The organism is Mammaliicoccus sp. P-M59 (assembly GCF_022386135.1).
GTDB classification, from domain to species: Bacteria; Bacillota; Bacilli; order Staphylococcales; family Staphylococcaceae; genus Mammaliicoccus; species Mammaliicoccus sciuri_A.
In genome coordinates this window covers 141842-167734 of record NZ_JAJNJJ010000004.1, presented here as the reverse complement: position 1 = coordinate 167734, position 25893 = coordinate 141842, and the positions used below count along the sequence as shown (strand labels likewise).

Genomic DNA, 25893 nt, shown 5'->3' with positions numbered 1-25893 from the left:
AGAAATGAAAAAAAGTTTATTTGTTATGTTATTAATGTTAAGCATTATCATCGCAGGCTGTGGTGCGAATAAAAAAGATAATGAAGACAAAGTCATTAAAGTAGCTTCTCAAGCACCACCAATGACAGACGTTGTTAAACAAGCAGCAAAAGAAGCTAAAAAGGACGGCTGGGAAATTAAACTTGTCCAAGTGAATGACAACGTTGCTTATAACGATATGGTAAGTAGTAAAGAAGCGGATGCAAGTTTCGCGCAACATAAACCATTTATGGAAAAATACAACTCAGAACGTAAAGCAAATTTAGTCGCAATTCAACCGATTTATGATGCAAAAGTTGGTTTTTATTCTAAAAAATATAAAGACATCAATGACATTCCAAAAGGGACAAAAGTAGCAATACCAAATGATATTTCAAATGAAGGTAGAGCATTAGCGATTCTTGAAGAACAAGGTCTTATTAAATTGAAAGACGACGTTGGTGTAAATGGCACTACGAAAGACATCGTCGAAAATCCTAAAGATTTCAAATGGTTGAAAGTAGACTTACTGAACTTAGCAGAAACTTATAGTGAAAAAGATGTATCACTTGTTTATAACTATCCAACTTATATTTCTAAAATTGGCTTAAAACCTGCTGACGCATTGTTCTTAGAGAAAAACATTGATTCACGATTCTCAATTCAACTCGTTGCAAGAGAAGATAATAAAGACTCAGAAAAGATTAAAGAATTGCACAAAGTTATGAAAAGTGATGCAGTTAAAAAATATTTAAAAGAAAAACATGAAGATACGTTAATTCCATCGTTTTAAAATAAAATAAGAGGTGTAGAAATGAAAAAATTATTAAGTTTTGTATTATGTTTAGCGTTATTGTTAGCAGCTTGTGGTAATAACAACGAAGCATCAAGTAGTAAAAGTGACAGTAAAGAACGAACATTTACGACTGAAGGCGGCGAAAAAGTAAAAATTCCTAAAAATCCAAAGCGTATTCTATTACTGACAGCTAACTATGGTAACTTGAAAAAACTAGGTGTAGAACCAGTAGCGATCACAAGTGTATTCCCAGATTCTAAATATTTAGATATGAAAGACGTTAAGAAAATAGATCCAGAAGATGTTGAAGCGGCAGCGAAGCTTAAACCAGATTTAATCGTAACGTATAAAGAAAATAAAAATAATAATAAACTTTCAAAAATAGCACCAACTGTATCACTAAAAGTACAAGACACAGATTATAAACAAACTCATATCGAATACGGTAAATTAGTAAACAAAGAAGAAAAAGCTAAAAAACAAGCAGACGAATTATCAGATAAACTTTTAAAAGATGGTAAAGAAATTAAAAAACATATCGGAGCAGATAAAACAGCTTCAATTATGGACGTACAAGCTAAAGATATTTATCAGTTCGGCGCAAGATTCGGTAGAGGTAGTGACGCACTATTCGATGGTTTCAAATTAAAAGAAGATCCAGAAGCTAAAAAAGCAATGCCAAAAGAAAAATTCATGAAAGTACCTCAAGAAAAATTTAACGATTATTCAGGAGACTACTTATTTATTCCAACAAAAGACGGTAAAAAACCAAATAATGAATTTACAAATTCAACTATCTGGAAAAATAATAAAGCAGTTAAAAACAATAACGTCATTTACTACACAAGTAATGAAGCATTATACGGAGATTTAATCTCAGTAGAGAAACAAGCAGAAACATTTAAAAAAGAACTATTAAAAAAATAAAGTAATATAAAAAAAGAAGCTCGAGTTGAGCTTCTTTTTTGTTATTTTATAGGCTAAGTTATTAATAAGTTGTCAACTCAAGTAAGTTTCCTTCTGGATCTTGAATGACTGCCTCATAATAACCATCACCTGTAACTCTTGGACCACTTAACAATGGATATCCATCTTGGCTAAATTGCTGAGCAAAGCTATCAACCGCTTCTCTATCACCAACTGAAATAGCGATATGAGCATAGCCTTTACCATCACCTAAATGACCTTTCAAAAATGGTTTGTTCATTATTTCTAAGCGACTGCCTTCTTCAAAATGCAAAAAGTATGATTTGAATTTCGTTTTTTCATTGAAATATAATTCACTACTCGTTACATTAAAATACTTTATATAAAAATCTTTCAATTTATCAATATCGTCCGCCCATAATGCTACATGTTCTATTTTCATAATAATCTCCCTTTGTATCAATTTTTGAATTATATGTTTAGTGCTTTTTTAATTGTTAACAAGACACCATTTTCATCATTAGATGGCGCAATTTCTTTTGTAATTGATTTAATATCCTCACTGGCATTCTTCATTGCATAACTATAATTTGCCAACTCCAACATTTCTTTATCATTTCCAGCATCACCAAAAGCCAACAGTTCTTCTCGAGTTAATCCTAATTCTTTCAATAAACTATTAAGCGTACTACTTTTATTAACACCTTTAAGAATAATATCAATATTATGATGCCCGCTAGAAACGGCTACAATCTGGTCTCCATACTTTTCATTTAATAAGTCTCTAAATTCGTGCCCATTATCATAAACGGATAAAGCCAATTTAACAAACTTATCTTCAGGCAAGTCTTTTAAATGATTCACTTCTTTAAGTTCATAATAATATTTTGACATATCAGATTTAAAAGCATCACTTGAGTTACTTAAAATATAAGCACTGTTTACACCACACAAAACAAACTCAATATTATGCTTACTTAATTCATCCAAGATATTCATTAATAATTGTTCGTCAAATTCTGCGACATTGGTAATATTATTATAATCAGCGTATATAGCACCATTCTCTGCTATGTAATAAATATATTTATCTTCCCCTGGGAAAAAACTTCTAAGTTGATAATATTGATTACCACTCGCTATGATAAATTTTATGTTTTGTGATTTTAAATACGAGAATACATCTTTAAATAAATCATTATCATAAGTGCCTTCTGAATTCAAAAAAGTCCCATCCATATCAACCGCTATTGCTTTAATCAAGAATAAACCCTCCTTATAATAAAACTAAGATTTATATGAAATATACAACCTCCAAATTATTATTATATGCCCTCTATTTATGTAATAATTTTACCAATTTTACATTATAGATTCATTAATATTGCCCGGTGTACTTTCTCCTAACTTATCTCTCTTCATATTACATTCATACAATACTCATACTATCTTTACATAGGGTTAAAATATGATTGATACACTTCTTAATAGATTGCTTTTTAAATCACTATAGGGTTAATTAGGAGGAAGTGTACATGTATAATCAGTCAATAGCAAAGAGATTCATTAGTGGTACGGCATGTATGATGTTATTATTAGGGATTTCTACTACTGGTACGGTTGAGGCGAGTGGTGCTGGTGATTCGTCTGTTGTGAATCAACAAGCTCATTCGGATATTAAAGTGATGTCACAGAAGCCGGAGGTAGCGCCTGTACCTAAGAAAAATCAGCCGAATCGTATTATTACGAATTTTAATGGTGATACGAAAACAGAAATGGCTTTTAATTGGTATACAACAGATCAATTTAATGATGCTAAAGTTTGGGTGTCAGAGACGGGTCAATTTGATGATGCACAAGCGTTTGATGCAACTTCTAAACAAGTAGATTCTAAATATGTTGAACGAGATAAGAACGGCAATTTCATCTTTGCGGATGTAGAAAAAGATGACGAAGGTGAACCTGTAAAAGATGCTCAAGGTAAAGAGAGAATAAATGGATATTATACAGATGAACATGCACAAGGTGCTGAATGGACGCGCGGTGATAAACATGGGAAGTCTGAACTAATGACAGTTCCTGAATATAATTATAAAGCGAAAGCAACGGGATTAAAGCCGAATACTACATATTATTATCGCGTAGGTAGCGCAAGTGGTCCTCAAAGTGAAGTTGGACAATTTAAGACTTCTGGCAACAACGGCGATCCTTTCCAATTTGTACAGTATACAGATACACAAAATGCTTATTGGAATGAACATGTAAGAAATGAAGCACAATTTGGAGCAGATACGTTAAGCAATGCTATTCAAACAGCAGGTAATCCAAACTTCGCATTACACACAGGAGACTTTGTAGAAACTGCAGAAATTGAAGATGAGTGGTTAGATTTATATGATCAATCACGTCCATCATTTATGTCATTACCTGTAGCTTCTGCACCAGGTAATCATGACGAATATGCGCTAAGCGAAGATGATGAAAAATTACTGACAAAGTATAACGAACATGTCAATGTACCTAAAGAAAACAATGCGGTAAATGGTGGTTCTTATTATTCGTTTGATTATAATGGTGCACATATGGTTGTCGCTAATACGAATGATAATAAGAAATCTAAAGATAATCCTGAAGAAAAAGCAATTGGCAAAGAACAAATGGAATGGATTAAACAAGATATTAAAGATGCCAGAAAGAATGGCTCTAAATGGGTTATTTTAAATCTGCATAAACCAATGTATTCTAAATCGTATCATGCATTATCAGATGAAGATGTCGCTAAAATACGTGACGAACTCACTCAACAAATTGATGATTTAGATGTGGATTTAGTGTTACAAGGTCATGACCATGTGCTTTCGCGTACGAAACCACTAGAACATACATCGACTAAAAATAGCTTTGTAAATGCTAAGAAAGAAGATGCTAAACAAATTAGAGGTCAAGATAACATCACTTATTATGACAATCCGGAAGGTTCAGTCTACGTACTGCCTAATACAGGTGGTACAAAAGCGTATGACAGTATATATGATCGTCCTTTAGAACATATTAAGAAAGTTAGACCAGAGCTAGAAGATTTAACTCAAGAACAATTAGATCATTATAATAGTTTGTTTGCGATAGGCGAGCAACCTCATAAGACAGATGCTTTTAATGATAGTCATGAAAATAATCGAGATTCATCTGATCAGAACTTCTCAGTTTATGATGTATCTGAAGGTAAATTAGTCGTTAAAATTTATCAATTACATGGCGATATTAGTAAAGGTGAACAAAGAACAGTTAAATTAGTCGATGAATTCGGTATTAAAAAAGACTAATCATAGATTTCAAAGTTAAATAAATATCCATAAGGCGTCTCCTTCAAATATGATGATATGGAGGCGCCTATTTGTTAATAGAAGGAGCGGTTACTTTGCGACGTGTATTCAATTATTTAAGTGTGGCCATTGTGATGATAATGATATTAAGCGGTTGCCAAAATGGTTCGCAAGAAGAAACAAAGCAGCATAGTGAAACGAAACATGCAGTAACTAAGCAGATTCAACTTTCAGAGCAAGACAAAGATGCATTGAAACAAAAATTATTAAAAATTGCTGACGAATATGGCCAAGATCAGAATAAAGCAGTAACTAATCGTTATTTTAGTCGAAACGAACAAATGGAAGGTGATGGATATGCGATTACTGACGATGGTGAAATACAAATAACAGATCATAATAAACCAGGGTGGAAACATTTTAAGATCCATAATGTTGTCGGATTAACGATGTATCAAGGACAGCATACTCAAGGTGGTTATGATGAACGAGCACAAGATTTAACTAATATTCAAGGATACAGTAGTGTCGCTAAAATGGATCAACCGATTACGAAATATTTGTTTGCAGATAACGGTAAAGTATACGAATATCAATTCAAGCCGAATAGTGAACCATCACTATCAACTGGATTTGCAACTAAAGATTACAATGGTAAAGATCCAAACTTAAAACCAAACGAAAAATTTACAGTTTCAAAGGATAAAATTTTAAATAAAAAATGGAAAATGTTGCTTTCAGAATATAAATGATAATATTTTAAAAATATCCAATATAAATTCACAGTTTAGATACGTGAAAATTTATGAAAAAATGTTATAATTGTGAATGGAAAAATAATAGCAATCATATATAGGAGGCAATTATGTCTAATTTACTTAATGTTCTAAGCGACAAACTAACAGGTAAAAATGTACGTATCGTATTACCAGAAGGTGAAGATGCGCGCGTATTAACAGCAGCAGTTAAATTACAAGCTACGGATTTGGTTGCACCAATCGTACTTGGTAATGAAGAAAAAATTAAAGAAACTGCAGCTGGTGCAGACTTATCAATTGATGGTCTTACAATCATCAACCCAGAAACAAGTGAACTAAAAGCAGATTTAGTAGAAAAATTTGTTGAACGTCGTAAAGGTAAAGCAACTCAAGAACAAGCTGAAGAATTGTTAAATAACGTTAACTACTTCGGTACGATGTTAGTTTACACAAATCAAGCTGACGGATTAGTAAGTGGTGCAGCACATTCAACTGCAGACACTGTACGTCCAGCATTACAAATTATCAAAACAAAACCAGGCGTTACAAAAACATCTGGCGTATTCTTCATGACTAAAGGTGAAGAACAATATGTATTCGGTGATTGTGCAATTAACCCAGAACTTAATGCACAAGACTTAGCTGAGATTGCAATCGAAAGTGCTAAGACTGCTCAAGCATTTGGTATGTCTCCAAGAGTAGCAATGTTAAGCTTCTCAACTAAAGGTTCAGCTAAATCACCTGATACTGAAAAAGTATCTGAAGCAGTTTCTATTGCTCAAGAAAACTTAAAAGAAACAGATTTAAAAGATGTTGTATTAGATGGTGAATTCCAATTTGATGCAGCAATCGTACCAGAAGTTGCTGCTAAGAAAGCACCAAATTCTGAAATTCAAGGTGATGCAAATGTATTTATCTTCCCTAGCTTAGAAGCGGGTAACATTGGATACAAAATTGCACAACGTTTAGGTGGATTTGATGCAGTTGGTCCTGTATTACAAGGCTTAAACGCACCTGTTAACGATTTATCTCGTGGCTGTTCAGCTGAAGACGTATATAGTCTTTCAATCATTACAGCTGCTCAAACATTATAATCATGGCAAATTTGCAAGATTATTTTACACAAGAATGGCGATACATTGACCACACTTCAGGACTGCAGCCAATGCAGTCCTTTAGTTTCGATGATACATTTTGTGATCAAGTAGGAAATGATAAAAGTCCAAGTGTTGTTAGGACATGGATACACAATCACGTCGTGATATTAGGCATACATGATTCTAGATTACCTTATCTAAAAGACGGTATTGCATATTTAAAAGATGTTAGAGGTTATAGTGCAATCGTTAGAAATTCTGGCGGATTAGGTGTTGTGTTAGATAAAGGTGTCCTGAATATATCTTTAATCTTTAAAGGTAAGCATGATGTATCCATTGATACAGGATATGAAGTGATGTTACGTCTTATTCGTGAAATGTTTAAAGAAGATACTAATGAAATTGAGAATAAAGAAATTACTGCATCATACTGCCCTGGTAGTTATGACTTAAGTATTCATAATCAAAAATTTGCTGGTATATCACAACGAAGAGTGAGAGGCGGTATAGCAGTTCAAATCTATTTATGTGTGGAAGGATCAGGCGCTGAACGTGCCGAAATGATGAAAGCATTCTATGAACATGCACTGAAAAACGAAAAGACAAAATTCATTTATCCGACTATCATACCTGAAAGCATGGCTTCATTGAACGAATTATTAGGCACTGAATATACAACTAACGACATACTATTTAAATTGTTAGGAAGTTTGAAAAATTTAGGTGCAACTTTGAATATGGATCCTGTCACAACAGAAGAATGGACATTGTACGATAAATATTTCGAAAGAATGATTGAACGCAATGATAAAATGATTCGAAATATGGAAAAACGATAAAATGACATTCTCAAACAACTGTTAAGGTGGTATAATAATTTATTGCAAAATTAACAATTAAGAAAGGTGGGGAAACAAATGCGAAATAAATTTCAGGTCTGCGATGATTGCCAAGCGGTTAACTTGCCATCACTTTTGAAAAAAATTAAAAAATTAGACCCAGAAGCTGAAATAGAAGTAGCATGCCAATCATATTGTGGACCAGGTAGAAGAAAGACATTCGCATTCGTAAATAACCGCCCATGTGCCGCTTTAACAGAAGACGAACTAATGGAAAAAATCCAAAAACAACTTCAAAAGAAACGCGATCCAGAAGAAGAAGAAAGATTGCGACTTAGAAATGAAGAACGAAAACGTCGACAAAAAGAATTAGACGAGAAGTTAAATAAGAAGTTGAAAAAGACACAGTCATAATATAAATATTAGCTATAAATCCCCTTACTACAACATGTAGTGGGGGATTTTTTTATACTATATTAGATGTTTGCTAACTTTTTTAATTTCATATTATTTATCGCTAATTATATACATATTTTTGGATAATTGGTATATGATGTAAAAAAGGAGGCGTATAATTTTGAAATTAATCAATGTGATAAATCTATTAAATTATATTTTATTTATTATACTTTTATTTTTCGGCAATAATCTTTTCCCGAATTTCTATGGTGGAGATGCACTTGTGATATTTACTGACGCTTCAGCTCTTTTATTAGTAATGTCAATTTTATTATTCTTATATAATTATTTTAAAAACAAAAAAATTATTAAATATTTAGTGATAAGTATTATATTAAATGTAATTAATATAGTGATACTATACCCAATTATATTCTTTGGTTTGTTTTTTGGATTTTAAATTAAAGGAGAGGTAATATATCCAAAAGAAATATAATTTTTAACTTTATTTTTATATTTTTAATACCATGTTTTATTAGTTATGTTGCTTTAATAAAAATATTTGCTTTATCATTTCAAGTTTCATCTGTAGGAGCATTATCATTTGGTTACTCAATGTTAATGCAAATAAGACTTTGTGCTAAGATATTAAAATATAATGATGAAAAAATATATTAAAAAAGCACCTGTTGATTATATGGGTGCTTTTACTCTATCTTCACTATACTATATATATTCAAAAGGACTCTCTATCTCTATTTTTAAATCTTTTTTGTGTTTAAAAATGGTATGTCAATTAATTAAACGTCACACCAACTCTAATCATCGAACCCGCAGCACCATTTGAGCGCGACGTTATGAACAAGAAATTTAAAGACCAAGGAGGTAAAATTATTTATACAACTTGTAAAGACGATATGCATCAAATTAAATAAAATATGCTTTTTTATACCATATTATATATTTGCTAACTTTTTTAGTTCATCCATATTTAATATGTTATAGCTATTTTTCTCTTTTGCTAAATATCCTTTTTGTACAAAGTCTGCGATAACAAATAATAAATGTCGATAAGATACACCTAAATATTGTGCGACTTGTGTATGTTTTTCTTCATACTTACCATTTTGTTCTGTAACTAAAATAAAAGAAGCGAGTCTTTTAGACAATGGATATGATTGGTTACGTGTTGAAGTTCGAATGTTTTTCATGTTCTTATGTGCGATATAAGATAATAAATTCTTTAATAATACGGGATCCGTTAATAAAGTGTCTTTAAGTTCATTAAGTGGTACTGCTAAACACCAACAATCTTCTATTGCTTGGACATTAAGAGGTGCAGCGTGTTCATCTATCAATTCCATTTCTCCTATAAAAGAAGAAGGCTCAAAAAAATCGATTAAAGAAACTTGCCCATTTTCCATGTATTCATATAACTTTGTCTTTCCTTTAACAAGATAAAATAAATATTCGGGTTTTTGAGTGTCTTGAATAATATGATCTTTTTGAGGAATGAAAAAGAGTTTTACGTGTTGTTTCACATCAAATCCAAAGAGATCGAAATAATTGAATTGGTCTATTAAATCTTGTTTAAGTTTGTCATTATAAATTTCTCTCAATATTTCACACCTCTTATATGATATTTCTCATACTTACTTTAATCTTTGCAGAAGTATAATACAAGAATAAAGAAAAGGCTTACAAAAAGGAGAGGAATTATAATGGAAAAACAAAAAATAATTTTAGATTGCGACCCTGGTCATGATGATGCAATAACGATGTTAATGGCATACATTCATCCTAATATTGATTTACTGGGTATAACAATTGTTTCAGGGAATCAAACGCTTGAGAAAACTGTTAAGAATGGTTTGAGTGTTGCACAACACTTGAATATGGACGTTAAAATATATAGTGGGGCGTCTGAACCTTTAGTGAGAGAACGTGTAGTTGCTGACAATGTCCATGGAGAAACAGGCATGGATGGTCCTGTATTTGATACGTTAAATAGAGAACCCGAAGATAAAAGAGCGGTACAATTTATCATTGATACTTTATTAGATAGCGAAGGAGATATTACGCTAGTACCAACTGGACCATTAACCAATATTGCTTTAGCGATGAAATTAGAACCATCCATCACATCTAAAATTAAAGAAATCGTATTAATGGGTGGTGCATACGGTAACGGTAATTTCACGCCATCAGCAGAATTTAATATTTTTGCTGATCCAGAAGCGGCACATATTGTTTTTAAATCAGGTGTACCAATCGTCATGATGGGTCTAGATGTAACAAACAAGACACTATGCACACCTGAAATTATAAAACGTATGGAATCAACAAATAATAAAGCTGGGCAATTGTTTAGTGATTTAATGAACTTTACTTTAAAAACACAATTCCAAGAATTTGGATTAGAAGCGGGTCCATTACACGATGCAACAACAATAGGCTACCTCGTAAATAAAGACTTATTTGAAGTTCAAGATATGTACGTAGAAATCGACATTAACCGCGGACCAAGTTATGGACGAACAGTATGTGACGAATCCGACGTACTCAAAAAAGAACATAACGTTAAAGTAGCCAAAAACGTCAAAGTCGACGAATTCTTCGATCTAGTATATGAATGTATACGTATGTATTAAGGATAAAATAAATATGTACAATTTTAATAAAAAAGGCTGCGCTTTTATAAGCGTGGCCTTTAAATTTTATATTTATAAAATTATAGTGAAGGAGTTTGCTGGGAGTCTTCGTGCGCCAAGCGCCATTTTAACCCTATAACGCACGATATCTAGAAGTCTTCGTGCGCCAAGCGCCAATTTAACCCTATAACGCACGATATCTGGGAGTCTTCGTGCGCCAAGCGCCATTTTAACCCTATAACGCACGATATCTGGGAGTCTTCGTGCGCCAAGCGCCATTTTAACCCTATAACGCACGATATCTAGAAGTCTTCGTGCGCTATAGCCCTGCCAACACAGCCTTCAAACATCAACTCACTTAAAATATTCCATTCAAGTTTAGATTCATAACTTTATTCCAATTTTCAAATGTGAGTTCGTCTTCTGTTACGTTGTATGTCATCCCAACTTTATTGACTAACATATCAATTTTGCCAAATTGTTCTATGACGTTATTGAGCATTTGATTTACCGATGTTGGATCGGTTATGTCTACTTTTAATGCTATTGTTTCAATGTCTTCACTCTGTTTAATTCCTGAGAGTGTTTTGTTTGTTGATGAGGCGTTATGATCTGCAATGATAATCTGAACGCCTGCTTGTGCTAATGCTAATGCCATTGATTGACCTATTCCTATTGTGCCACCGCTAATGATTGCAACTTTACCTTGTAATTTGAAGTGCTCTAATATATTTGTCATAGCATATCACCTTTTTATTCATGATTGGACTGCATTATTGCTATCGTTGAGCTTACAATTGTTTGAACATAACTAGATTATGAAGAGATATTAAAGATAAATGAGTTTAAATCGCCTCTGTATTTAGAAACAGAATATTCTATTGGTACACGATTCTCTATATAACCCACACTATGGAAGTAGAAGAGTGGGGCATCTATCTCTACAGATAATAAATCACTTACGGTTTCATCTGCTGTGATTAATTCAAGCTTTCTCGTAATTTCTTTGATAGGTGTTTGATTTTTTTCTAACACTTCGTAAAATCGCGTCGTTGAAAAATCAATTTCTTTTAAATTAGGTACTAATGATAGTGGAATGTAAGTTGTTACAAGAACGATTGGATCTTCTTCTGCATATCTTAAACGGACTAATTTATATACAGATTCTCCAGGTTTTAGTTCTAATTGTTGGGTGACTTCTTCATTGGCAACTTCTGATTTCAATGATAGAACTTTTGTCTTTGGGATTAATCCTTTTCTTGTCATTTCATCATTATAGCTTTCGATGACGTGTGTAAATTCTTGATTGATTTTACGTTGTCGAACGATTGTACCTCGCTTTTTTCGACGTTCTAAAAAGCCATCAATAACAAGTGCATTAATTGCTTGCCTAACAGTAGGTCTACTTACTTTATAATGTGAAGCCAAATCAACTTCATTTGGAATTTTATCGCCAACTTTATAGTCTTCATATTCAATTTTATTCAGTAAATCTTCTTTAATTTGTTGATGTAAAGGTTTGTTTATCATAATTTATCATCCAATTTCTATTGTTTTCTGATCTGATTCTGTAAGACGTTCTTCTAATGCTTTGATGATTTTGATACTTGAACTAGCGCCAATTCTTTCTGCACCATTTTTAATCATGTTAATAAATGTATCAGTATCACGAATACCACCAGCTGCTTTAACTTTAACTTCGCCGTCTACAGTCTCGTACATTAATTTAACATCTTCTACAGTTGCACCTGATGTCGCAAAGCCAGTAGATGTTTTAATAAAATCAGGTTTAACGTCTTTTGCGATAAGTGATAAAGTTTTGATTTCATCTTTAGTTAAATAGGCATTTTCAAAGATAACTTTTGAAGTGACATTGTGTGCTTTACAAATTTCTACTATTGAAGACATTTCTTCTTTGATGTAGTCAATATTGCCATTTTTCAATTCAGTAACATTAATAACATAATCAATTTCTGTAGCACCGTTATGAATCGCATCTTGCGTCTCGAACTTCTTAGATTCAATAGAAGTCTGTCCTAATGGAAAAGCAATGGCAGCGCCTATTCCTATATCGGTTCCAGCTAATATTTCTGAACATAATTTAGATTGTACTTGGTTAACAGCAACCATCTTAAAATGGTATTTCTTTGCTTCTTCACAAAGTTGTTTTATATCTTCTGGGCTTGCATCTGCATGTAAGTTAGTGTGATCAATCATTCGGCAAAGGTCATCAATTGTATAAGATTTCATAGAAATAAACACTCCTTATTTGTATTTACATAATGATATAATAACGCGCTTACATAAGTCAATTAGCCTATATACCTAATAATAGTGACATTATAAATTATTATGTCATTACATAATAAAAATTTTGATGTTTTTTAGGATGGTTTTTATACTTTGAAAATGGGTATATATCTCAATGAAAATATAAATAAAAAAGGTGGATTATCATGACTAAAATTTTTGTTACAGGTGCTACTGGTTTAATAGGTACAAAATTAACTAAACGCTTAATTGAAGAAGGTTATGAAGTAGCTGGGTTAACGACTTCTGAAAAAGGTAAAGAAAAACTTGATAATGCAGGTGTAAAAGCATATATAGGTAACATATTAGAATATGACACAATAGAAAAAAGTATCGGTGATTTTAAACCAGATATAATCATGAACGAAATCACGGACTTAAAACAAGTTGATATGTCAGCTAATACGAAAGTTAGAATAGAAGGTACAAGAAATCTTGTAGAAGCGGCAATTAAACATGATGTGCCACATATTCAATCACAAAGTATTGCATTTGTTTATGAAGCTGGAGATACATTAGCAACAGAAGAAACAAGTTTAGACTATGACGCTAGTGGCGATCGTAAAATAACAGTTGATGGTGTAGAAGGATTAGAAAAAGAATCAGCTAGATTAAACAAACATGTTATTTTACGTTACGGTTTATTATACGGACCAGGTACTTGGTATGGTAAAGATGGAATGATTTATAATCAATTTATAAATGGTAAAGTTACGATGACAGACGGCGTACAATCATTTATTCATATAGATGATGCAGTTGAAACAGCCATTCAAGCATTAAACTTTGAATCAGGTATTTATAACGTAGCAGATGATGAGCCCGTAAAAGGAGACGATTGGGCTAAATGGTATGCCAACGAATTAAACGTCACACCAACTCTAAACATCGAGCCAGCAGCACCATTTGAGCGCGGCGTAACAAATAAGAAATTTAAAGACCAAGGCGGTAAACTTATTTATACAACTTGGAAAGACGGAATGCACCCGATTAAATAAATATACTTTCAATAAAAATGGTTCCTTTTTGTGAGGAACTTTTTTTATTGAATAAAATCGTTCACCCTAAAAATTATTATCTAATGTTTTATATTGTTTGTTAAAGTTCGATATTTTGAGATTAATTTTTATTTTTGGTAATATGTGGATATATAGGTGCGTAGACATTAATAAAAATTTATACAAATAAATAATTGGGGGTCTATTAATGAATTATGTTGAAAATATTAGAAGAAAAATTGGACATGATCCATTAATTCTAGTGGGTTCAAATGTCATTATAGAAAAAGATGGGAAGATTCTATTACAGAAAAGAAGTAATGGTAATTGGGGATTACCAGGTGGATTAATGGAAATTGGTGAAACTTTAGAACATACAGCAGTTAGAGAAGTGTACGAAGAAAGTAACCTTGAAATTTCTAATTTGAAATTAATAAACTTATATTCAGGAAATGACTATTCTTTTACTTTGAAAAACAATGACCAAATTAATGTAGTGACTGCTTTGTATTATACAAATCAATTTGAGGGTGTTATGAATACTAATAATGATGAAACATTAGACTTGAAATTTGTTGATCCAAAAGAACTACCTTTTGAAACTGAACAAGAGTATGTTACATATATTAATGATTATATAAAAAAGGTTGAAAAGTTTAGTTAATATTTTTTAGTCACTAAACAAAGGTATTACTGAGAAATTTCAAACTTTATATCAAATAAATAATAAAAGACTGGGACAATGTAATGTCTCAGTCTTTATTAGTATCTAGTCAGCCTTGCCGGGAGAGATTACGAAATCTTTTTATACAAATTAGATTTCTGTCCTGCTCCCTTTATTTATTTAACATATTTTTTAATTCGATTAGCTAATCTTGTTACGGTTTGTCATCAGAAAAATTGTAGAAACGAAGAGAAGTGTTGCTGCTAATAAAAATGTGAACCTCACTCCAAACATATCAGTCAAGTTACCTAAAACTAATGAAGAAACTCCAAAAGTCGCAGTTACTAGAGCGTCTTTTGCAGAGTATATTTTGGGAAGAAGTCTATGAACAACACTCTTTTGTACAGCCGTCTGTTGAGCTACATCTTTAATTTGATTTACTATTCCAAATATCAGAGATATTACTAGTGCAATCCATGGAGTCGATACTAAACCAAACATTAGAGTAGTCAAACTAGCCCCAAAAGAACCCACTACAATAACATAACTAGAAAGTCGAGTTACTAAATGTGACCATTTTAAACTACAAAAGCCACCTATCATTAATCCAGCAAAGAAACTGGCATTTATATATCCCCACCATTGTTCACTCGTTTGTAAGACTTGCTCAACATAAATATACATAATTGCAGCTACCCATACCACGTTTGCTATAGATTCAAAAAATTCAACAATACTTATGGTACGTAAAGTAGGCGTATGCCATATGGTTATCCAGCCTTCTTTTAATATGTCCCAATTCGAAGGCTTTTTTTGTTTTTCTTGACTAAATCCGTTTTTATCGACGTTTTGAATTAGAAACATCATGATAGTAGATGCTACAAATAAGAAAAATGTTAACCATATAACATTTTCACCACCGATAATAGCAACGAGTATTCCCCCAACTGTCCATCCACCAAGACGAATCGTTTGGTCAAGAATGGCAAGAAAACTATTAGCCTTCACTAGAAAATCCTGTTCAATAAATATAGGGACTAAAGCATTTCTTGCTGGGTTTGCCCATCCATCTAAAAAAGAAATAGCAATTACTAATAAAAAAATCAAGAAAATGGTGCTAGAAGAAGGAAAAATTTCTGTATAACATCCAAGAATGAGAATAAGAATTGTCTTTCCAAATTGTGAATATGCCAACAATGATTTTAATTGGACGCGTTCAATAATTAATGGCGCAATCATGCCACTTAAAAATCGCGATGTTGTGATAAAAAAGGGCACAAATGCCATATAAGTTACAGATCCTGATATTCCATATATGATTGCTATTAAACCAACCATATAAAAGACATCTCCACTATTTGCGAGAGATTGGCCAATCCATAAAAAGCGAAATGATGATTTATGCATAAAAATATTACTCCCTTTAAAGATTTTACTATTCAATTGTTTTTATTAAGGGTTAGTAATATTACATCTTTTCGCCATCCTTTTTAATTTGGTATTTGAACTGTTAAGTACAGTAAGAAATTTTCTTTGAAATTCCTACTTAATATTGCATCATCATTTCCTTTTTATAAAATTACAAAATAAAAATAGCATACGGTTAAGGAAATAACAAGTCGGATAATTCCGAAAATTAATGATTTATACTTATAAATGACAAATTAAAATGAACATCCTAAAAATCTATATATAAATGGAAGGAGGTTATTATTTAGTAAAAATGATTGTTAGTTTTTCCTTTTTTATATTTTTACGTTCTGTATTTTAAATTTGTGTTAACATACTTAACAAATATTACATTTCTGTAGGGTTTTCGGGTATAATTAAGTATTCTGAATATTATAGTTTTTAATATATAAATGATATAATTATTTATAACGTGAGATATAAAGTTATTTAAAATGTGTACATTAGAACATTATTAAACGGGGATTTACAAACTTAGATTAATAGACATCATGAATTGACGATTGATGTGTAAGGTAGATAGAGGAGAGATATTTATGGCAAATGTAAGAAAAGCAACAATTGAAGATTATTCAGGTATTAAAAATGTAGCGTCTAAGGCTTGGTATGACACGTATACCAATATTTATACTGCGAGCACTGTGACGGCATTTTTAAATGCGTCTTATTCTAAAGAGATGCTTCAAAAGCGCATTAATGATTCTGATTTCTTTGTTGCAGAAGATGAAGATAAGATTGTTGGTTTTGCTAATTTTATCAAAGGAACTGAATTGTATTTATCTTCTCATTATGTTCTACCTGAAGCGCAACGTGAAGGGTATGGTAAAGCTTTATTACAAGCAGGTTTAGATCAATACAAAGATTCATATCATGAAGTTTATTTAGAAGTGGATGGCAAGAATGATATCGGTATAGCCTTTTATAAAAAGGAAGGTTTTGAAGTGATACGTGAATATGAAGAATTACTTTTTGGTGACACAATGCGCACGACGTTAATGAAAAAAACTTTTTAGGAGGTTGATTGTAATGGAACAATCACTAAATAAATGGATTTCACAATTTTATGAAGCTTATGAGAATCAATCAATTATTCCAAATGGTGTTTTACCATCGAATATAACTGAACATGCTGCATATGATATTCAAGAAGGTGTGTTGCAGCGTAAGGAAGAAACTGAAATTCATAAAGGTTATAAAATTAGTTTAACGAGTCAAGAAACAAGAGATATCTTTTCTTCAACAACGCCATTATATGGTGCAATGGGAGAAACAACTATTCTGGACAAACATATTTATTTAAATGATTTAAATGAGCCTTTAGCAGAGTTAGAATTAGTCTTTATTGTTCAAGAAGAATTAACAGAAGAAGATAGCCTTGAAGATATTATGAATAAATGTTTGATTGCACCAGGGGTAGAGATTCCGGATTCACGTTTTAGTAACTGGTTCCCTAATTTATCTGTAACAGAAATTATTGCTGATAGCGCAGTAAGTGGTGGCGTTGTTTACGGTGAACCTAAGAAATTAAGTTATGAAGATATAGATAACATTAAAGGGACATTATATTTAGACGGTAAAGAATTAGCTTCTGGATTTAGTACAGAAGTTGAAGGACATCCTGCTAAAGCTGTTAAGTGGTTGATTAATGAAATTAAAGAATATAATCGTTCATTAAAACCTGGCATGTTTATTTCAAGTGGAACATTTATTTTGCCTAAACCTTTATCACAAGGGGAGTATAAAGCCGTATATGAAAATGTCGGAGAAATAGAATTTATTGTAGAATAATTGGATGAAATGGAGGGAACAAAGTGACACAGGAAGCTTATGGAACAAAAAAATTACCTGAAGAGAAAGTTTTTAAAGACCCTGTTCATCGTTATATACACGTAAGAGACCAATTAATTTGGGATCTTATCAAAACGAAAGAATTTCAACGCTTAAGAAGAATTAAACAACTTGGAACACTCTATTTGTCTTTCCATACAGCTGAGCATAGTCGCTTTGGACATTCTCTAGGTGTATATGAAATTGTACGACGTATGATAGACGAAGTATTTGAAGGACGTGCACATTGGGATAATAAGGATAGACCACTCGCATTATGTGCAGCACTTTTACATGATTTAGGGCACGGTCCATTTTCACACTGTTTTGAAAAAATCTTCCTAACGGATCATGAAAAATTTACACAGCTGATCATTAAAGGTGATACAGAAGTTAATGAAGTATTGAGTAGAGTGTCGCCTGATTTTCCAGCTGAAGTAGCAGAAGTGATTAATAAGACACATGAAAATAAATTAGTCATATCAATGATTTCATCTCAAATAGATGCTGATCGCATGGATTATTTACAGCGAGATGCTTATTTTACAGGTGTGAGTTACGGTCAATTTGATATGGAACGTGTGCTGAGATTGATGCGTCCGTCTAAAGATGAAGTGTTGATTAAAGAAAGTGGTATGCATGCAGTTGAAAACTTCTTAATGAGTCGTTATCAAATGTATTGGCAAATTTATTTTCACCCGGTGAGTCGAGGTGGAGAAGTGTTGCTTAATCGCTGCTTTAAGCGTGCGAAAGTACTTTATGATCAAGGGTATTCATTTAAAGAACAACCCAAATATTTAATTCCATTTTTTGAAGAAGACGTTTCAATCGCTGATTATATTCGTCTTGATGAAGCGGTCGTAATGTATTATTTAGAAGAGTGGACTGAAGAAGATGATCCAATCTTAAGTGATTTAAGTAAAAGGTTTGTTAATCGTGATTTGTTTAAATACTTACCATTTGATGGATCTATTATTACGATTGGTGAACTGACAGATCTATTTGAAAAAGGCGGCATTGACCCAGAATATTATTTCGTTTGTGACTCGTTCTCAGACTTACCGTATGATTATGACCGACCAGGATCAAATAGACAGCCGATACATCTATTACAGAAGACAGGTCGTATTAAAGAAATTAGTAGCCAGTCAGTCATCATCCATAGTATTACAGGGATTAAACGTTTAGACTATAAACTGTATTATCCTAAAGAATTAATTATAGAAATGGAAGACGAAACGATTAAAGGCGATATTATCAATATATTAAATGAACTCGTGTAGATTACAAACTTGAATGTCAGTCTGATACTCTAGTATGATGTAATCATGAATTAAATGAGGTGAAACAAGTGGCTGAAAAGAAAGGATTTCAATTTAATATCATTAAAAATGATCCATTAGATGGGCATAAAGGTACAAATATAGGCTCTATAAGTTTAGACAACGTTGCGCCTGTATTTGTCGATGTATCAGAACAAACTGCATTTATCGATATTGGTGCCATGCATGCTAGAGCTGAAGTAGAAAAGCGTGTGAAATGGGTTAAAGATATAGAAGAAGTCAAAGGTGAAGAAGCAAAAGAATATTGGCTTTGCTGGGTTACAACTGAACGTGGCGAACAAGGTCCATATTATGCAGGGCTAACAGGTTGCTATTTAATGGTTAATAAACCTAAGAAGCGTGGATATAAAAGTATGCCAGAACATGTGAATATGATGGATAAATCTATGAAACATCAAGTGAAGATTGACCAAATTGGTGACGAAAATAGAGCAATTCTTAAAAAATTCCTTCAAGAACATAATTCTGAAATGTGGCATAACAGCAGTGATGAACTAAAATCATCTTTAGAGATAAATTAAATATGTCTATTTTGTGACTTAATTGTGAATTATCACAATTCAACTAAATAGCTATTGTCTTTTCACAATATCATAAGTAAAATAGTTGATAGCTACTATAGCTAGGACACTAAAAAAAGCAGGCGCTTTTCGCCCTGCTTTTTTTAATTTTAATAGTCAAATATGCTATAATGATATACGTTCTTAAACGGTGAGGTGGCCAATTATGAAAGAAAATATTAATATAAATATTAAACAAGTCGTGAAACAAAATGGCGAGAAAGAAACATTTCAAACAAAAACATCAGGTACATTTCATAGAAGAAATAGCGATATAATTAGATATGAAGAAACGATTGATGAACAAATCGTAAAAAACATGCTTAAAATTGAAGATGATGGCGTGAAAATCCACCGTACAGGCGCGGTCAAAACAGTCTTTCATTTTGTTGAAGGACAGGAAACGATTAGTTATTATGATACTGAAGCAGGACGCATGACAATGCACGTTAATACATTATCAATCAAACATTTTATAGACGATCAACAAGGTAAACTCAGGATACATTATCAGCTAAGTGATCAAACTGGGTTACTTGGAACATACCAATTTCAAATTAATTATAAGGAGATAAATGAATGAACATTATTAACCAAGTTAAAGAAACGTTAATTGAAGAAATTAAAGCAAGTATCATTAAGTCTGAACTTGTAGAAACAGTTCCAGAAATTAAAATCGAAACACCTAAAGACCCTGCAAATGGAGATTACTCTTCAAATATTGCGATGGTATTAACAAAATTAGCGCGTAAAAATCCTCGTGAAATTGCGAATCAAATCGTTGAAAATTTAGATACAAATAAAGCGAATGTTAAAAAAGTAGATATTGCAGGTCCTGGATTTATTAACTTTTATTTAGATCAACAATATTTAACTGAAATTATTAAGACAGCTTTATCAAAAGGCGAAACATTTGGTCAAACAGAAGAACGTAAAAACGAAAGTATCATCGTTGAGTATGTATCTGCAAACCCAACAGGAGATTTGCATATTGGACATGCACGTAATGCAGCAGTAGGTGATACGTTATCAAACGTGTTAAGTGCAGCTGGTTATGATGTAACTCGTGAATATTATATTAACGATGCAGGTAAACAAATTGAAAATTTAGCGCATTCTATTGAAGCGCGTTATAACCAAGCGTTAGGTTTAGATGCTGAATTACCTGAAGATGGTTATTACGGTAAAGATATTATCGCAATCGGTAAAGACTTAGCTGAAAAACATCCTGAAATTAAAGATCAAGCTGAAGAAGAACGTATTAAGACATTCCGTAAACTTGGTTTAGATTATGAAATGAAAAAATTAAAACAAGACTTAGCAGATTTTAATATTCATTTTGATAATTGGTTCAGTGAAACATCATTATATGAAACAAACAAAATTTCAGCTGTTTTAGATAAAATGACAGAATTAGGCTATACTTATGAACAAGATGGCGCAACATGGTTAAAAACAACAGAATTTGGTGACGATAAAGACCGTGTGTTAATTAAACAAGACGGTACGTATACGTATTTCTTACCAGATATCGCTTATCATTACGATAAAGTAGAACGTGGTTTTGACAAATTAATTAATTTATTTGGTGCTGATCACCACGGTTATATTAATCGTTTAAAAGCATCTCTTGAAACATTTGGCGTAGATTCAAAACGTCTTGAAATACAAATTATGCAAATGGTACGATTATTACAAGACGGCGTTGAAGTGAAAATGAGTAAACGTACAGGTAATGCTATTACATTACGTGACATTATGGATGAAGTGGGCATTGATGCTGCTCGTTACTTCTTAACGATGCGTAGTCCTGATACGCACTTTGACTTTGATATGGAATTAGCTAAGAAAGAATCACAAGATAACCCAGTGTATTATGCACAATATGCACATGCGCGTATATCATCTATTATTCGCCAAGCAGAAGAAAAAGGTATCACGATTGATCAAAATGTTGATTTATCATTAATTACACATGAAAAAGCATTTGATTTATTGAAGAAAATTGCTGAATTTGAACCAACAATTGTTTCTGCTGCAGAATCACGCAGTCCACATCGTATTACGAATTATATTCAAGATTTGGCTGCACAGTTCCATAAGTTCTATAATGCAGAGAAAGTATTAACAGATGATGCAGAGAAGACTAAAGCGCATTTAGCTTTAATTGAAGCGGCGCGTATTACACTTCGCAATGCGTTAGCATTAGTAGGTGTGTCAGCTCCAGAATCTATGTAATTTAATCATTATTTTAATTGAGGTGCAGCTCAATCTTATTTGAGTTGCGCCTTTTTGTGTACCATTTTTTAATTAAATATATGGAGGGATTAAGTATGAAAATAAACAAAATATTTTATTTGATCTTTGCTGCTATGATCATCGTGACGGGTTGCCAAAGCGGAGATAATACGGATAACAAGAAAGAAACGAAACAAGAAACAACAGATAAGAAAGAATATAAGCGTATTGTGTCACTTATTCCAAGTAATACAGAAATATTATACGCGTTAGGACTTGGAGATAAAGTCGTTGGTGTATCAACTGTTGATGATTATCCTAAAGATGTGAAAGATAAAAAACAATTCGATGCCTTTAAACTCGATACAGAAGCGTTATTAAAAGCAAAACCTGATTTAATTTTGGCGCATGAGTCGAACAAATCTACACAAGAAAAAGATTTAAAAAAATTAAGTGATGCAGGCGTGAAAGTCGTCTACATAGATGATGCAAATTCAATTAATGAAATGTATGATACATTCAAACAAGTTGGAAAAGTAACAGGTAAAGAAAAAGAAGCGGATAAATTAGTAAGTAAAGTGAAGAAAGAAATAGAAGACGTTGTAAAAGATGTTCCTAAAGACCAACAAGGTAAAAAAGTATTTATGGAAATTTCTTCTCAACCTGACATTTACACTTCAGGATCAAATACGTTTTATGATGATATGTTAACTTCTATCAAAGCTAAGAACCTTTATCATGATCAAGAAGGATGGATTAAAACGGATAAAGAAAGTATTCTTAAAAGAAATCCTGATGTTATGATTACAACAAGTGGACAGTCTGAAGCGGAATATCAAAAATTAAATAACAATAGAGACGGTTTTGACCAAGTTAAAGCTGTTAAAGAGAAACACGTTCATGCACTCAATGCAGATATGATTTCTAGACCAGGACCAAGATTAGCGAAAGGTCTAAAAGAACTTTCTGAAAAAGTTTATGACTAATAATCATAACGTTTATCGCCATGTTGTGATATGGTTTCTCGTTCTATTGTTTGCAATTGGCATTTCTTTATTCGTAGGATCTACGGGTATAACATGGAAATTTGATAATCAACTTGAATGGACGATTTTTTACAAGTTAAGAGTACCGCGGACACTTTTAGCATTAATTGCTGGTATGGGGTTAGTCATGAGTGGTCAAATCTATCAAACGATATTGAATAATCCACTTGCGGATAGTTTTACGTTAGGATTAGCAAGCGGGGCAACATTCGGAAGTGCACTTGCCGTATTTATCGGCGTATCCATTTGGTTTGTGCCACTATTTTCTATATTCTTCAGCTTGTTAACGCTTATCGTTGTTGTACTGATTACAGAAACGATGGTTAAAACATTTCATGTAGCAACAATGATACTTTCAGGTATTTTTATTGGTGCGTTCTTTAGTTCGGCACTCTATATCCTTTTATTGCTTAAGCCGGATAAAGTTAATAGCATGGTGTCATATATGTTTGGTAGTGTTTCATCTGCCGAAAAAATAACTGTAGAAATCACTGGGATTGTTACTTTAATCTGTATCTTAATCTTGTTTATGATGAGTCATTATATTAAAATGATTCAATTAGGTGAAGATAAAGCAACTACACTGGGTGTGAATGTTCGATTGATATCATGGACATGTTTGCTATTAGCTGCTATAATGACAGCCGTTATTATTAGTTTTACGGGTATTATTGGATTTATTGGTATGATTGTACCTCAAGTTGTTAGAAGGGTGTACAAGGTACCTATTAACGTTCAAATGATATTGAATTTATTAATCGGCGGCGCACTTTTATTAATTGCAGATACTGTTGGCAGAATTATCATAAGTCCGATTCAAATTCCGGTTGGCATTATACTCTCAATTATTGCCATACCGATTATGATGTATTTAATGATTACAGAACAGCGAAAAAAAGAAAGAACTTACTGAATATTTAAGGTATCTATCAGTATTAAATCACAACCAATAGCATACGGACACCAATCCTTTAAACTTTATGATAGAGGGTTGGTGTTTTGTATGTAAAAATTGTATTGCTTTCTTTATGGAATAGTTTAAAATGTTTCTATGAAAGGGATGATGACATGTGTTCGTGTGATATTCAAGCGATTATTTTTGACTTAGAAGATACGCTTGTAGATCGTGAGAAATCGCGAATGAAGTTTTTGGAAGAACAGTTTGAGAGATTTCATGAGTTAATGGTAACAGTCCAAAGACGTGATTTTGAAAAGGTATATTTAACGTTAAATCCCTATGGTATAGAAGATGTTGAATGGGTATATCAAGAACTCGTAAAGAGATTAAATATAGAAAGGATATCGTGGAAGACATTTTATAACGACTATAAAATGCATCATTACAGATACCATTTTCCTTTCTATGATACATTGGTAGCATTGGATAAACTACGCAGCATGGGTTATAAATTAGGTGTTGTAGCGAATGGTAAGAGTGAAGAAATTACACACGTTATGAATGCAATCGGTATTTATCCATACATTCATTATGTTTCAACTTCTGATGAGGTGGGGGCTATGAAGCCAGACCCAATCATATTTGAAGATATATTGAAACATCTTGGCATAACGGCACATCATGCATTATATGTTGGAGATTGTCCTTTAAATGACATCGCAGCAGCACATGCTATGGGCATGAAGACTGCATGGATGGCTAATTCAGTCATTGGCACACCAGAGGAGCACGAATTAGATTATACAATCGAAAGTTTAAGTGATCTCATAGATGTTTGTAAACAAATCGAAAGAGGTGAAGCATGATGAACTTATTTTTAACGAAAGAAAATGTTGCCATACACTATAAAACAAAAGGTAGCGGCTATCCAATTATTTTGTTACATGGTGTTTTTCAAGACATGGATGTCTTTGAACCACTGATTAAAAAATTAAGTAAAAATTATCAAGTTATATCTATTGATTTGAGAGGTCATGGCTTAAGTGATACACCACATGATAGTAGAGTAGATGACTATATTTCAGATATTCAGCAACTATTAAATGCATTATTCATTAACTCCGCATATGTAATTGGCCTAGAACTTGGCGCAACAATTGCAACAGGTCTCACATATAAGAATCCTGATTTAATCAATGGCATGGTGTTAATTAATCCTACAGACGATCATTCAACGTTTCCAGATAACCGTATTTATGATAGACATGCTGATGAAATTAGAACGATGTCTGATGAGGACAAAGAAAAATATTTATTAAGATTCAGATATAAAAATATTAAACAAGCTAAAAAGTTTGTAAAGTCACATATTCCGTCGAATGACCTTCAAACGATGGAAGAAGAAATTGCTGTTAAGCGCTCTTTTAAAGACTTTGATATTATATCGTTACTTCCAGATATTGAAACACGTACGCTCGTCATTTCTGGACAATACGATGGCAAAATATTATATAGCGAAGGTAAAAGAATAAGTGAACTGTTGCCGAATGCTGAATTTAAACTGTTTGAAGGTTCAGGAGAATTACCTTTTATTGAAGAAAAAGAGAAATTCATTAAAGTATTGGAAGAATTTTTAAGTTAATCAAGCGATATTTCACGGTTTTGTTACATGATTGTAATAAAAGTGGTCAATTTGTAATCTTTATGTTATAATTAACGCAGTTCAATGCA

The 25893-nt window shown here is 32.4% G+C and carries 27 protein-coding genes; 20 read left to right on the top strand and 7 right to left on the bottom strand.

Translation table 11 applies throughout. The features are described 5' to 3' along the window. The first annotated feature begins 4 nt into the window (after positions 1 to 4). Together LQ617_RS08380 and LQ617_RS08375 are read left to right on the top strand one after the other, a co-directional pair. Entirely contained in the window at positions 5 to 811 is an 807-nt protein-coding gene (locus LQ617_RS08380) for a MetQ/NlpA family ABC transporter substrate-binding protein (RefSeq protein ID WP_206166501.1), read from the top strand. Positions 812 to 832: 21 nt separating this feature from the next. Beyond that, positions 833 to 1741 carry an ABC transporter substrate-binding protein gene (locus LQ617_RS08375; RefSeq protein WP_206166500.1) on the top strand — a complete coding sequence of 303 codons (909 nt, stop codon included), beginning with the start codon at positions 833 to 835 and terminating at the stop codon, positions 1739 to 1741. A 61-nt stretch (positions 1742 to 1802) separates the two neighbouring features. Here LQ617_RS08375 and LQ617_RS08370 read toward each other — a convergent pair whose 3' ends face one another. Further along, positions 1803 to 2183, bottom strand: a complete 381-nt coding sequence (locus tag LQ617_RS08370; RefSeq protein ID WP_107576876.1) for a VOC family protein — start codon at positions 2181 to 2183, stop codon at positions 1803 to 1805. 29 nt (positions 2184 to 2212) lie between these two features. Beyond that, positions 2213 to 3004, bottom strand: coding sequence for a Cof-type HAD-IIB family hydrolase (locus tag LQ617_RS08365; RefSeq protein WP_239740173.1), 792 nt, complete (start codon positions 3002 to 3004; stop codon positions 2213 to 2215). A gap of 272 nt (positions 3005 to 3276) precedes the next feature. On the opposite strand from LQ617_RS08365, the gene LQ617_RS08360 reads away from it, so the two are divergent. From LQ617_RS08360 to LQ617_RS08340, 5 genes are all read left to right on the top strand, one after another. Continuing rightward, positions 3277 to 5064, top strand: coding sequence for a purple acid phosphatase family protein (locus LQ617_RS08360; RefSeq protein WP_239740172.1), 1788 nt, complete (start codon positions 3277 to 3279; stop codon positions 5062 to 5064). Positions 5065 to 5135: 71 nt separating this feature from the next. Beyond that, positions 5136 to 5816: a hypothetical protein gene (locus LQ617_RS08355; RefSeq protein ID WP_239740171.1), complete on the top strand. Its 681-nt coding sequence runs from the start codon at positions 5136 to 5138 to the stop codon at positions 5814 to 5816. Positions 5817 to 5929: 113 nt separating this feature from the next. Beyond that, the gene (pta, locus tag LQ617_RS08350) at positions 5930 to 6916 is read left to right on the top strand and encodes a phosphate acetyltransferase (RefSeq protein WP_025904903.1); all 987 of its coding nucleotides are present in this window, start codon (positions 5930 to 5932) and stop codon (positions 6914 to 6916) included. A gap of 2 nt (positions 6917 to 6918) precedes the next feature. After that, on the top strand, positions 6919 to 7758 hold the full coding sequence (locus LQ617_RS08345; RefSeq protein ID WP_239740170.1) for a lipoate--protein ligase family protein: 840 nt from the start codon (positions 6919 to 6921) through the stop codon (positions 7756 to 7758). 78 nt (positions 7759 to 7836) lie between these two features. Further along, the gene (locus LQ617_RS08340) at positions 7837 to 8172 is read left to right on the top strand and encodes a YuzB family protein (RefSeq protein WP_025904905.1); all 336 of its coding nucleotides are present in this window, start codon (positions 7837 to 7839) and stop codon (positions 8170 to 8172) included. A gap of 941 nt (positions 8173 to 9113) precedes the next feature. Here LQ617_RS08340 and yeiL read toward each other — a convergent pair. Beyond that, complete coding sequence (gene yeiL / locus LQ617_RS08335) at positions 9114 to 9776, bottom strand: transcriptional regulator YeiL (protein ID WP_239740169.1); 663 nt, start codon at positions 9774 to 9776, stop codon at positions 9114 to 9116. Between the two features lie 102 nt (positions 9777 to 9878). Between yeiL and rihB the strand changes: the two genes are divergently transcribed. After that, positions 9879 to 10808, top strand: a complete 930-nt coding sequence (gene rihB / locus LQ617_RS08330; protein ID WP_159316122.1) for a ribosylpyrimidine nucleosidase — start codon at positions 9879 to 9881, stop codon at positions 10806 to 10808. Positions 10809 to 11166: 358 nt separating this feature from the next. Here the strand turns inward: rihB and LQ617_RS08325 are convergent, their stop codons facing one another. From LQ617_RS08325 to deoC, 3 genes are all read right to left on the bottom strand, one after another. Continuing rightward, positions 11167 to 11547 carry an SDR family NAD(P)-dependent oxidoreductase gene (locus LQ617_RS08325; RefSeq protein WP_239740168.1) on the bottom strand — a complete coding sequence of 127 codons (381 nt, stop codon included), beginning with the start codon at positions 11545 to 11547 and terminating at the stop codon, positions 11167 to 11169. Between the two features lie 77 nt (positions 11548 to 11624). After that, positions 11625 to 12338: a GntR family transcriptional regulator gene (locus LQ617_RS08320; RefSeq protein ID WP_239740167.1), complete on the bottom strand. Its 714-nt coding sequence runs from the start codon at positions 12336 to 12338 to the stop codon at positions 11625 to 11627. A 6-nt stretch (positions 12339 to 12344) separates the two neighbouring features. Continuing rightward, positions 12345 to 13058: a deoxyribose-phosphate aldolase gene (deoC, locus tag LQ617_RS08315; RefSeq protein WP_239740166.1), complete on the bottom strand. Its 714-nt coding sequence runs from the start codon at positions 13056 to 13058 to the stop codon at positions 12345 to 12347. 206 nt (positions 13059 to 13264) lie between these two features. Between deoC and LQ617_RS08310 the strand changes: the two genes are divergently transcribed. Both LQ617_RS08310 and LQ617_RS08305 read left to right on the top strand, forming a co-directional pair. Further along, positions 13265 to 14116: an NAD-dependent epimerase/dehydratase family protein gene (locus tag LQ617_RS08310; RefSeq protein WP_239740165.1), complete on the top strand. Its 852-nt coding sequence runs from the start codon at positions 13265 to 13267 to the stop codon at positions 14114 to 14116. Positions 14117 to 14324: 208 nt separating this feature from the next. Then, positions 14325 to 14780, top strand: a complete 456-nt coding sequence (locus LQ617_RS08305) for an NUDIX hydrolase (protein ID WP_239740164.1) — start codon at positions 14325 to 14327, stop codon at positions 14778 to 14780. Between the two features lie 201 nt (positions 14781 to 14981). Here the strand turns inward: LQ617_RS08305 and LQ617_RS08300 are convergent, their stop codons facing one another. Then, positions 14982 to 16187, bottom strand: a complete 1206-nt coding sequence (locus tag LQ617_RS08300; protein ID WP_239740163.1) for an MFS transporter — start codon at positions 16185 to 16187, stop codon at positions 14982 to 14984. A gap of 599 nt (positions 16188 to 16786) precedes the next feature. Between LQ617_RS08300 and LQ617_RS08295 the strand changes: the two genes are divergently transcribed. The 10 genes from LQ617_RS08295 to LQ617_RS08250 all read left to right on the top strand — a co-directional run bounded on the left by LQ617_RS08295 (position 16787) and on the right by LQ617_RS08250 (position 25804). After that, the gene (locus tag LQ617_RS08295; RefSeq protein WP_048541439.1) at positions 16787 to 17263 is read left to right on the top strand and encodes a GNAT family N-acetyltransferase; all 477 of its coding nucleotides are present in this window, start codon (positions 16787 to 16789) and stop codon (positions 17261 to 17263) included. 13 nt (positions 17264 to 17276) lie between these two features. Continuing rightward, positions 17277 to 18038, top strand: a complete 762-nt coding sequence (locus tag LQ617_RS08290) for a 2-keto-4-pentenoate hydratase (RefSeq protein ID WP_126476407.1) — start codon at positions 17277 to 17279, stop codon at positions 18036 to 18038. A 23-nt stretch (positions 18039 to 18061) separates the two neighbouring features. Continuing rightward, positions 18062 to 19360, top strand: coding sequence for an HD domain-containing protein (locus LQ617_RS08285; RefSeq protein WP_048541443.1), 1299 nt, complete (start codon positions 18062 to 18064; stop codon positions 19358 to 19360). Between the two features lie 68 nt (positions 19361 to 19428). Beyond that, positions 19429 to 19941, top strand: a complete 513-nt coding sequence (locus tag LQ617_RS08280) for a YwhD family protein (RefSeq protein ID WP_191836148.1) — start codon at positions 19429 to 19431, stop codon at positions 19939 to 19941. A 205-nt stretch (positions 19942 to 20146) separates the two neighbouring features. Next, positions 20147 to 20563: a YwiB family protein gene (locus LQ617_RS08275; protein ID WP_058590853.1), complete on the top strand. Its 417-nt coding sequence runs from the start codon at positions 20147 to 20149 to the stop codon at positions 20561 to 20563. Continuing rightward, positions 20560 to 22218 (top strand): arginine--tRNA ligase, encoded by a 1659-nt coding sequence (argS, locus tag LQ617_RS08270; RefSeq protein ID WP_126476408.1) that lies wholly within the window; start codon positions 20560 to 20562, stop codon positions 22216 to 22218. The genes LQ617_RS08275 and argS overlap by 4 nt, the downstream gene beginning before the upstream one ends. A gap of 95 nt (positions 22219 to 22313) precedes the next feature. Next, on the top strand, positions 22314 to 23204 hold the full coding sequence (locus LQ617_RS08265; protein ID WP_196307813.1) for an ABC transporter substrate-binding protein: 891 nt from the start codon (positions 22314 to 22316) through the stop codon (positions 23202 to 23204). Next, entirely contained in the window at positions 23197 to 24177 is a 981-nt protein-coding gene (locus tag LQ617_RS08260; RefSeq protein WP_191836147.1) for a FecCD family ABC transporter permease, read from the top strand. The genes LQ617_RS08265 and LQ617_RS08260 overlap by 8 nt, the downstream gene beginning before the upstream one ends. A gap of 86 nt (positions 24178 to 24263) precedes the next feature. After that, positions 24264 to 25028, top strand: coding sequence for an HAD family hydrolase (locus LQ617_RS08255; protein ID WP_227531999.1), 765 nt, complete (start codon positions 24264 to 24266; stop codon positions 25026 to 25028). Then, entirely contained in the window at positions 25025 to 25804 is a 780-nt protein-coding gene (locus LQ617_RS08250) for an alpha/beta fold hydrolase (RefSeq protein WP_196307812.1), read from the top strand. The genes LQ617_RS08255 and LQ617_RS08250 overlap by 4 nt, the downstream gene beginning before the upstream one ends. Positions 25805 to 25893 lie beyond the last annotated feature (89 nt).

What these genes read in the sequence shown, in the direction of transcription:
- LQ617_RS08380 (WP_206166501.1), top strand. Translation starts at nt 5, where the DNA reads ATGAAAAAAAGTTTATTTGTTATGTTATTAATGTTAAGCATTATCATC.
- LQ617_RS08375 (WP_206166500.1), top strand. Translation starts at nt 833, where the DNA reads ATGAAAAAATTATTAAGTTTTGTATTATGTTTAGCGTTATTGTTAGCA.
- LQ617_RS08370 (WP_107576876.1), bottom strand. Translation starts at nt 2,183, where the DNA reads ATGAAAATAGAACATGTAGCATTATGGGCGGACGATATTGATAAATTG.
- LQ617_RS08360 (WP_239740172.1), top strand. Translation starts at nt 3,277, where the DNA reads ATGTATAATCAGTCAATAGCAAAGAGATTCATTAGTGGTACGGCATGT.
- pta (WP_025904903.1), top strand. Translation starts at nt 5,930, where the DNA reads ATGTCTAATTTACTTAATGTTCTAAGCGACAAACTAACAGGTAAAAAT.
- LQ617_RS08345 (WP_239740170.1), top strand. Translation starts at nt 6,919, where the DNA reads ATGGCAAATTTGCAAGATTATTTTACACAAGAATGGCGATACATTGAC.
- LQ617_RS08340 (WP_025904905.1), top strand. Translation starts at nt 7,837, where the DNA reads ATGCGAAATAAATTTCAGGTCTGCGATGATTGCCAAGCGGTTAACTTG.
- rihB (WP_159316122.1), top strand. Translation starts at nt 9,879, where the DNA reads ATGGAAAAACAAAAAATAATTTTAGATTGCGACCCTGGTCATGATGAT.
- LQ617_RS08325 (WP_239740168.1), bottom strand. Translation starts at nt 11,547, where the DNA reads ATGACAAATATATTAGAGCACTTCAAATTACAAGGTAAAGTTGCAATC.
- LQ617_RS08320 (WP_239740167.1), bottom strand. Translation starts at nt 12,338, where the DNA reads ATGATAAACAAACCTTTACATCAACAAATTAAAGAAGATTTACTGAAT.
- deoC (WP_239740166.1), bottom strand. Translation starts at nt 13,058, where the DNA reads ATGAAATCTTATACAATTGATGACCTTTGCCGAATGATTGATCACACT.
- LQ617_RS08310 (WP_239740165.1), top strand. Translation starts at nt 13,265, where the DNA reads ATGACTAAAATTTTTGTTACAGGTGCTACTGGTTTAATAGGTACAAAA.
- LQ617_RS08305 (WP_239740164.1), top strand. Translation starts at nt 14,325, where the DNA reads ATGAATTATGTTGAAAATATTAGAAGAAAAATTGGACATGATCCATTA.
- LQ617_RS08300 (WP_239740163.1), bottom strand. Translation starts at nt 16,187, where the DNA reads ATGCATAAATCATCATTTCGCTTTTTATGGATTGGCCAATCTCTCGCA.
- LQ617_RS08295 (WP_048541439.1), top strand. Translation starts at nt 16,787, where the DNA reads ATGGCAAATGTAAGAAAAGCAACAATTGAAGATTATTCAGGTATTAAA.
- LQ617_RS08290 (WP_126476407.1), top strand. Translation starts at nt 17,277, where the DNA reads ATGGAACAATCACTAAATAAATGGATTTCACAATTTTATGAAGCTTAT.
- LQ617_RS08275 (WP_058590853.1), top strand. Translation starts at nt 20,147, where the DNA reads ATGAAAGAAAATATTAATATAAATATTAAACAAGTCGTGAAACAAAAT.
- argS (WP_126476408.1), top strand. Translation starts at nt 20,560, where the DNA reads ATGAACATTATTAACCAAGTTAAAGAAACGTTAATTGAAGAAATTAAA.
- LQ617_RS08265 (WP_196307813.1), top strand. Translation starts at nt 22,314, where the DNA reads ATGAAAATAAACAAAATATTTTATTTGATCTTTGCTGCTATGATCATC.
- LQ617_RS08260 (WP_191836147.1), top strand. Translation starts at nt 23,197, where the DNA reads ATGACTAATAATCATAACGTTTATCGCCATGTTGTGATATGGTTTCTC.
- LQ617_RS08250 (WP_196307812.1), top strand. Translation starts at nt 25,025, where the DNA reads ATGATGAACTTATTTTTAACGAAAGAAAATGTTGCCATACACTATAAA.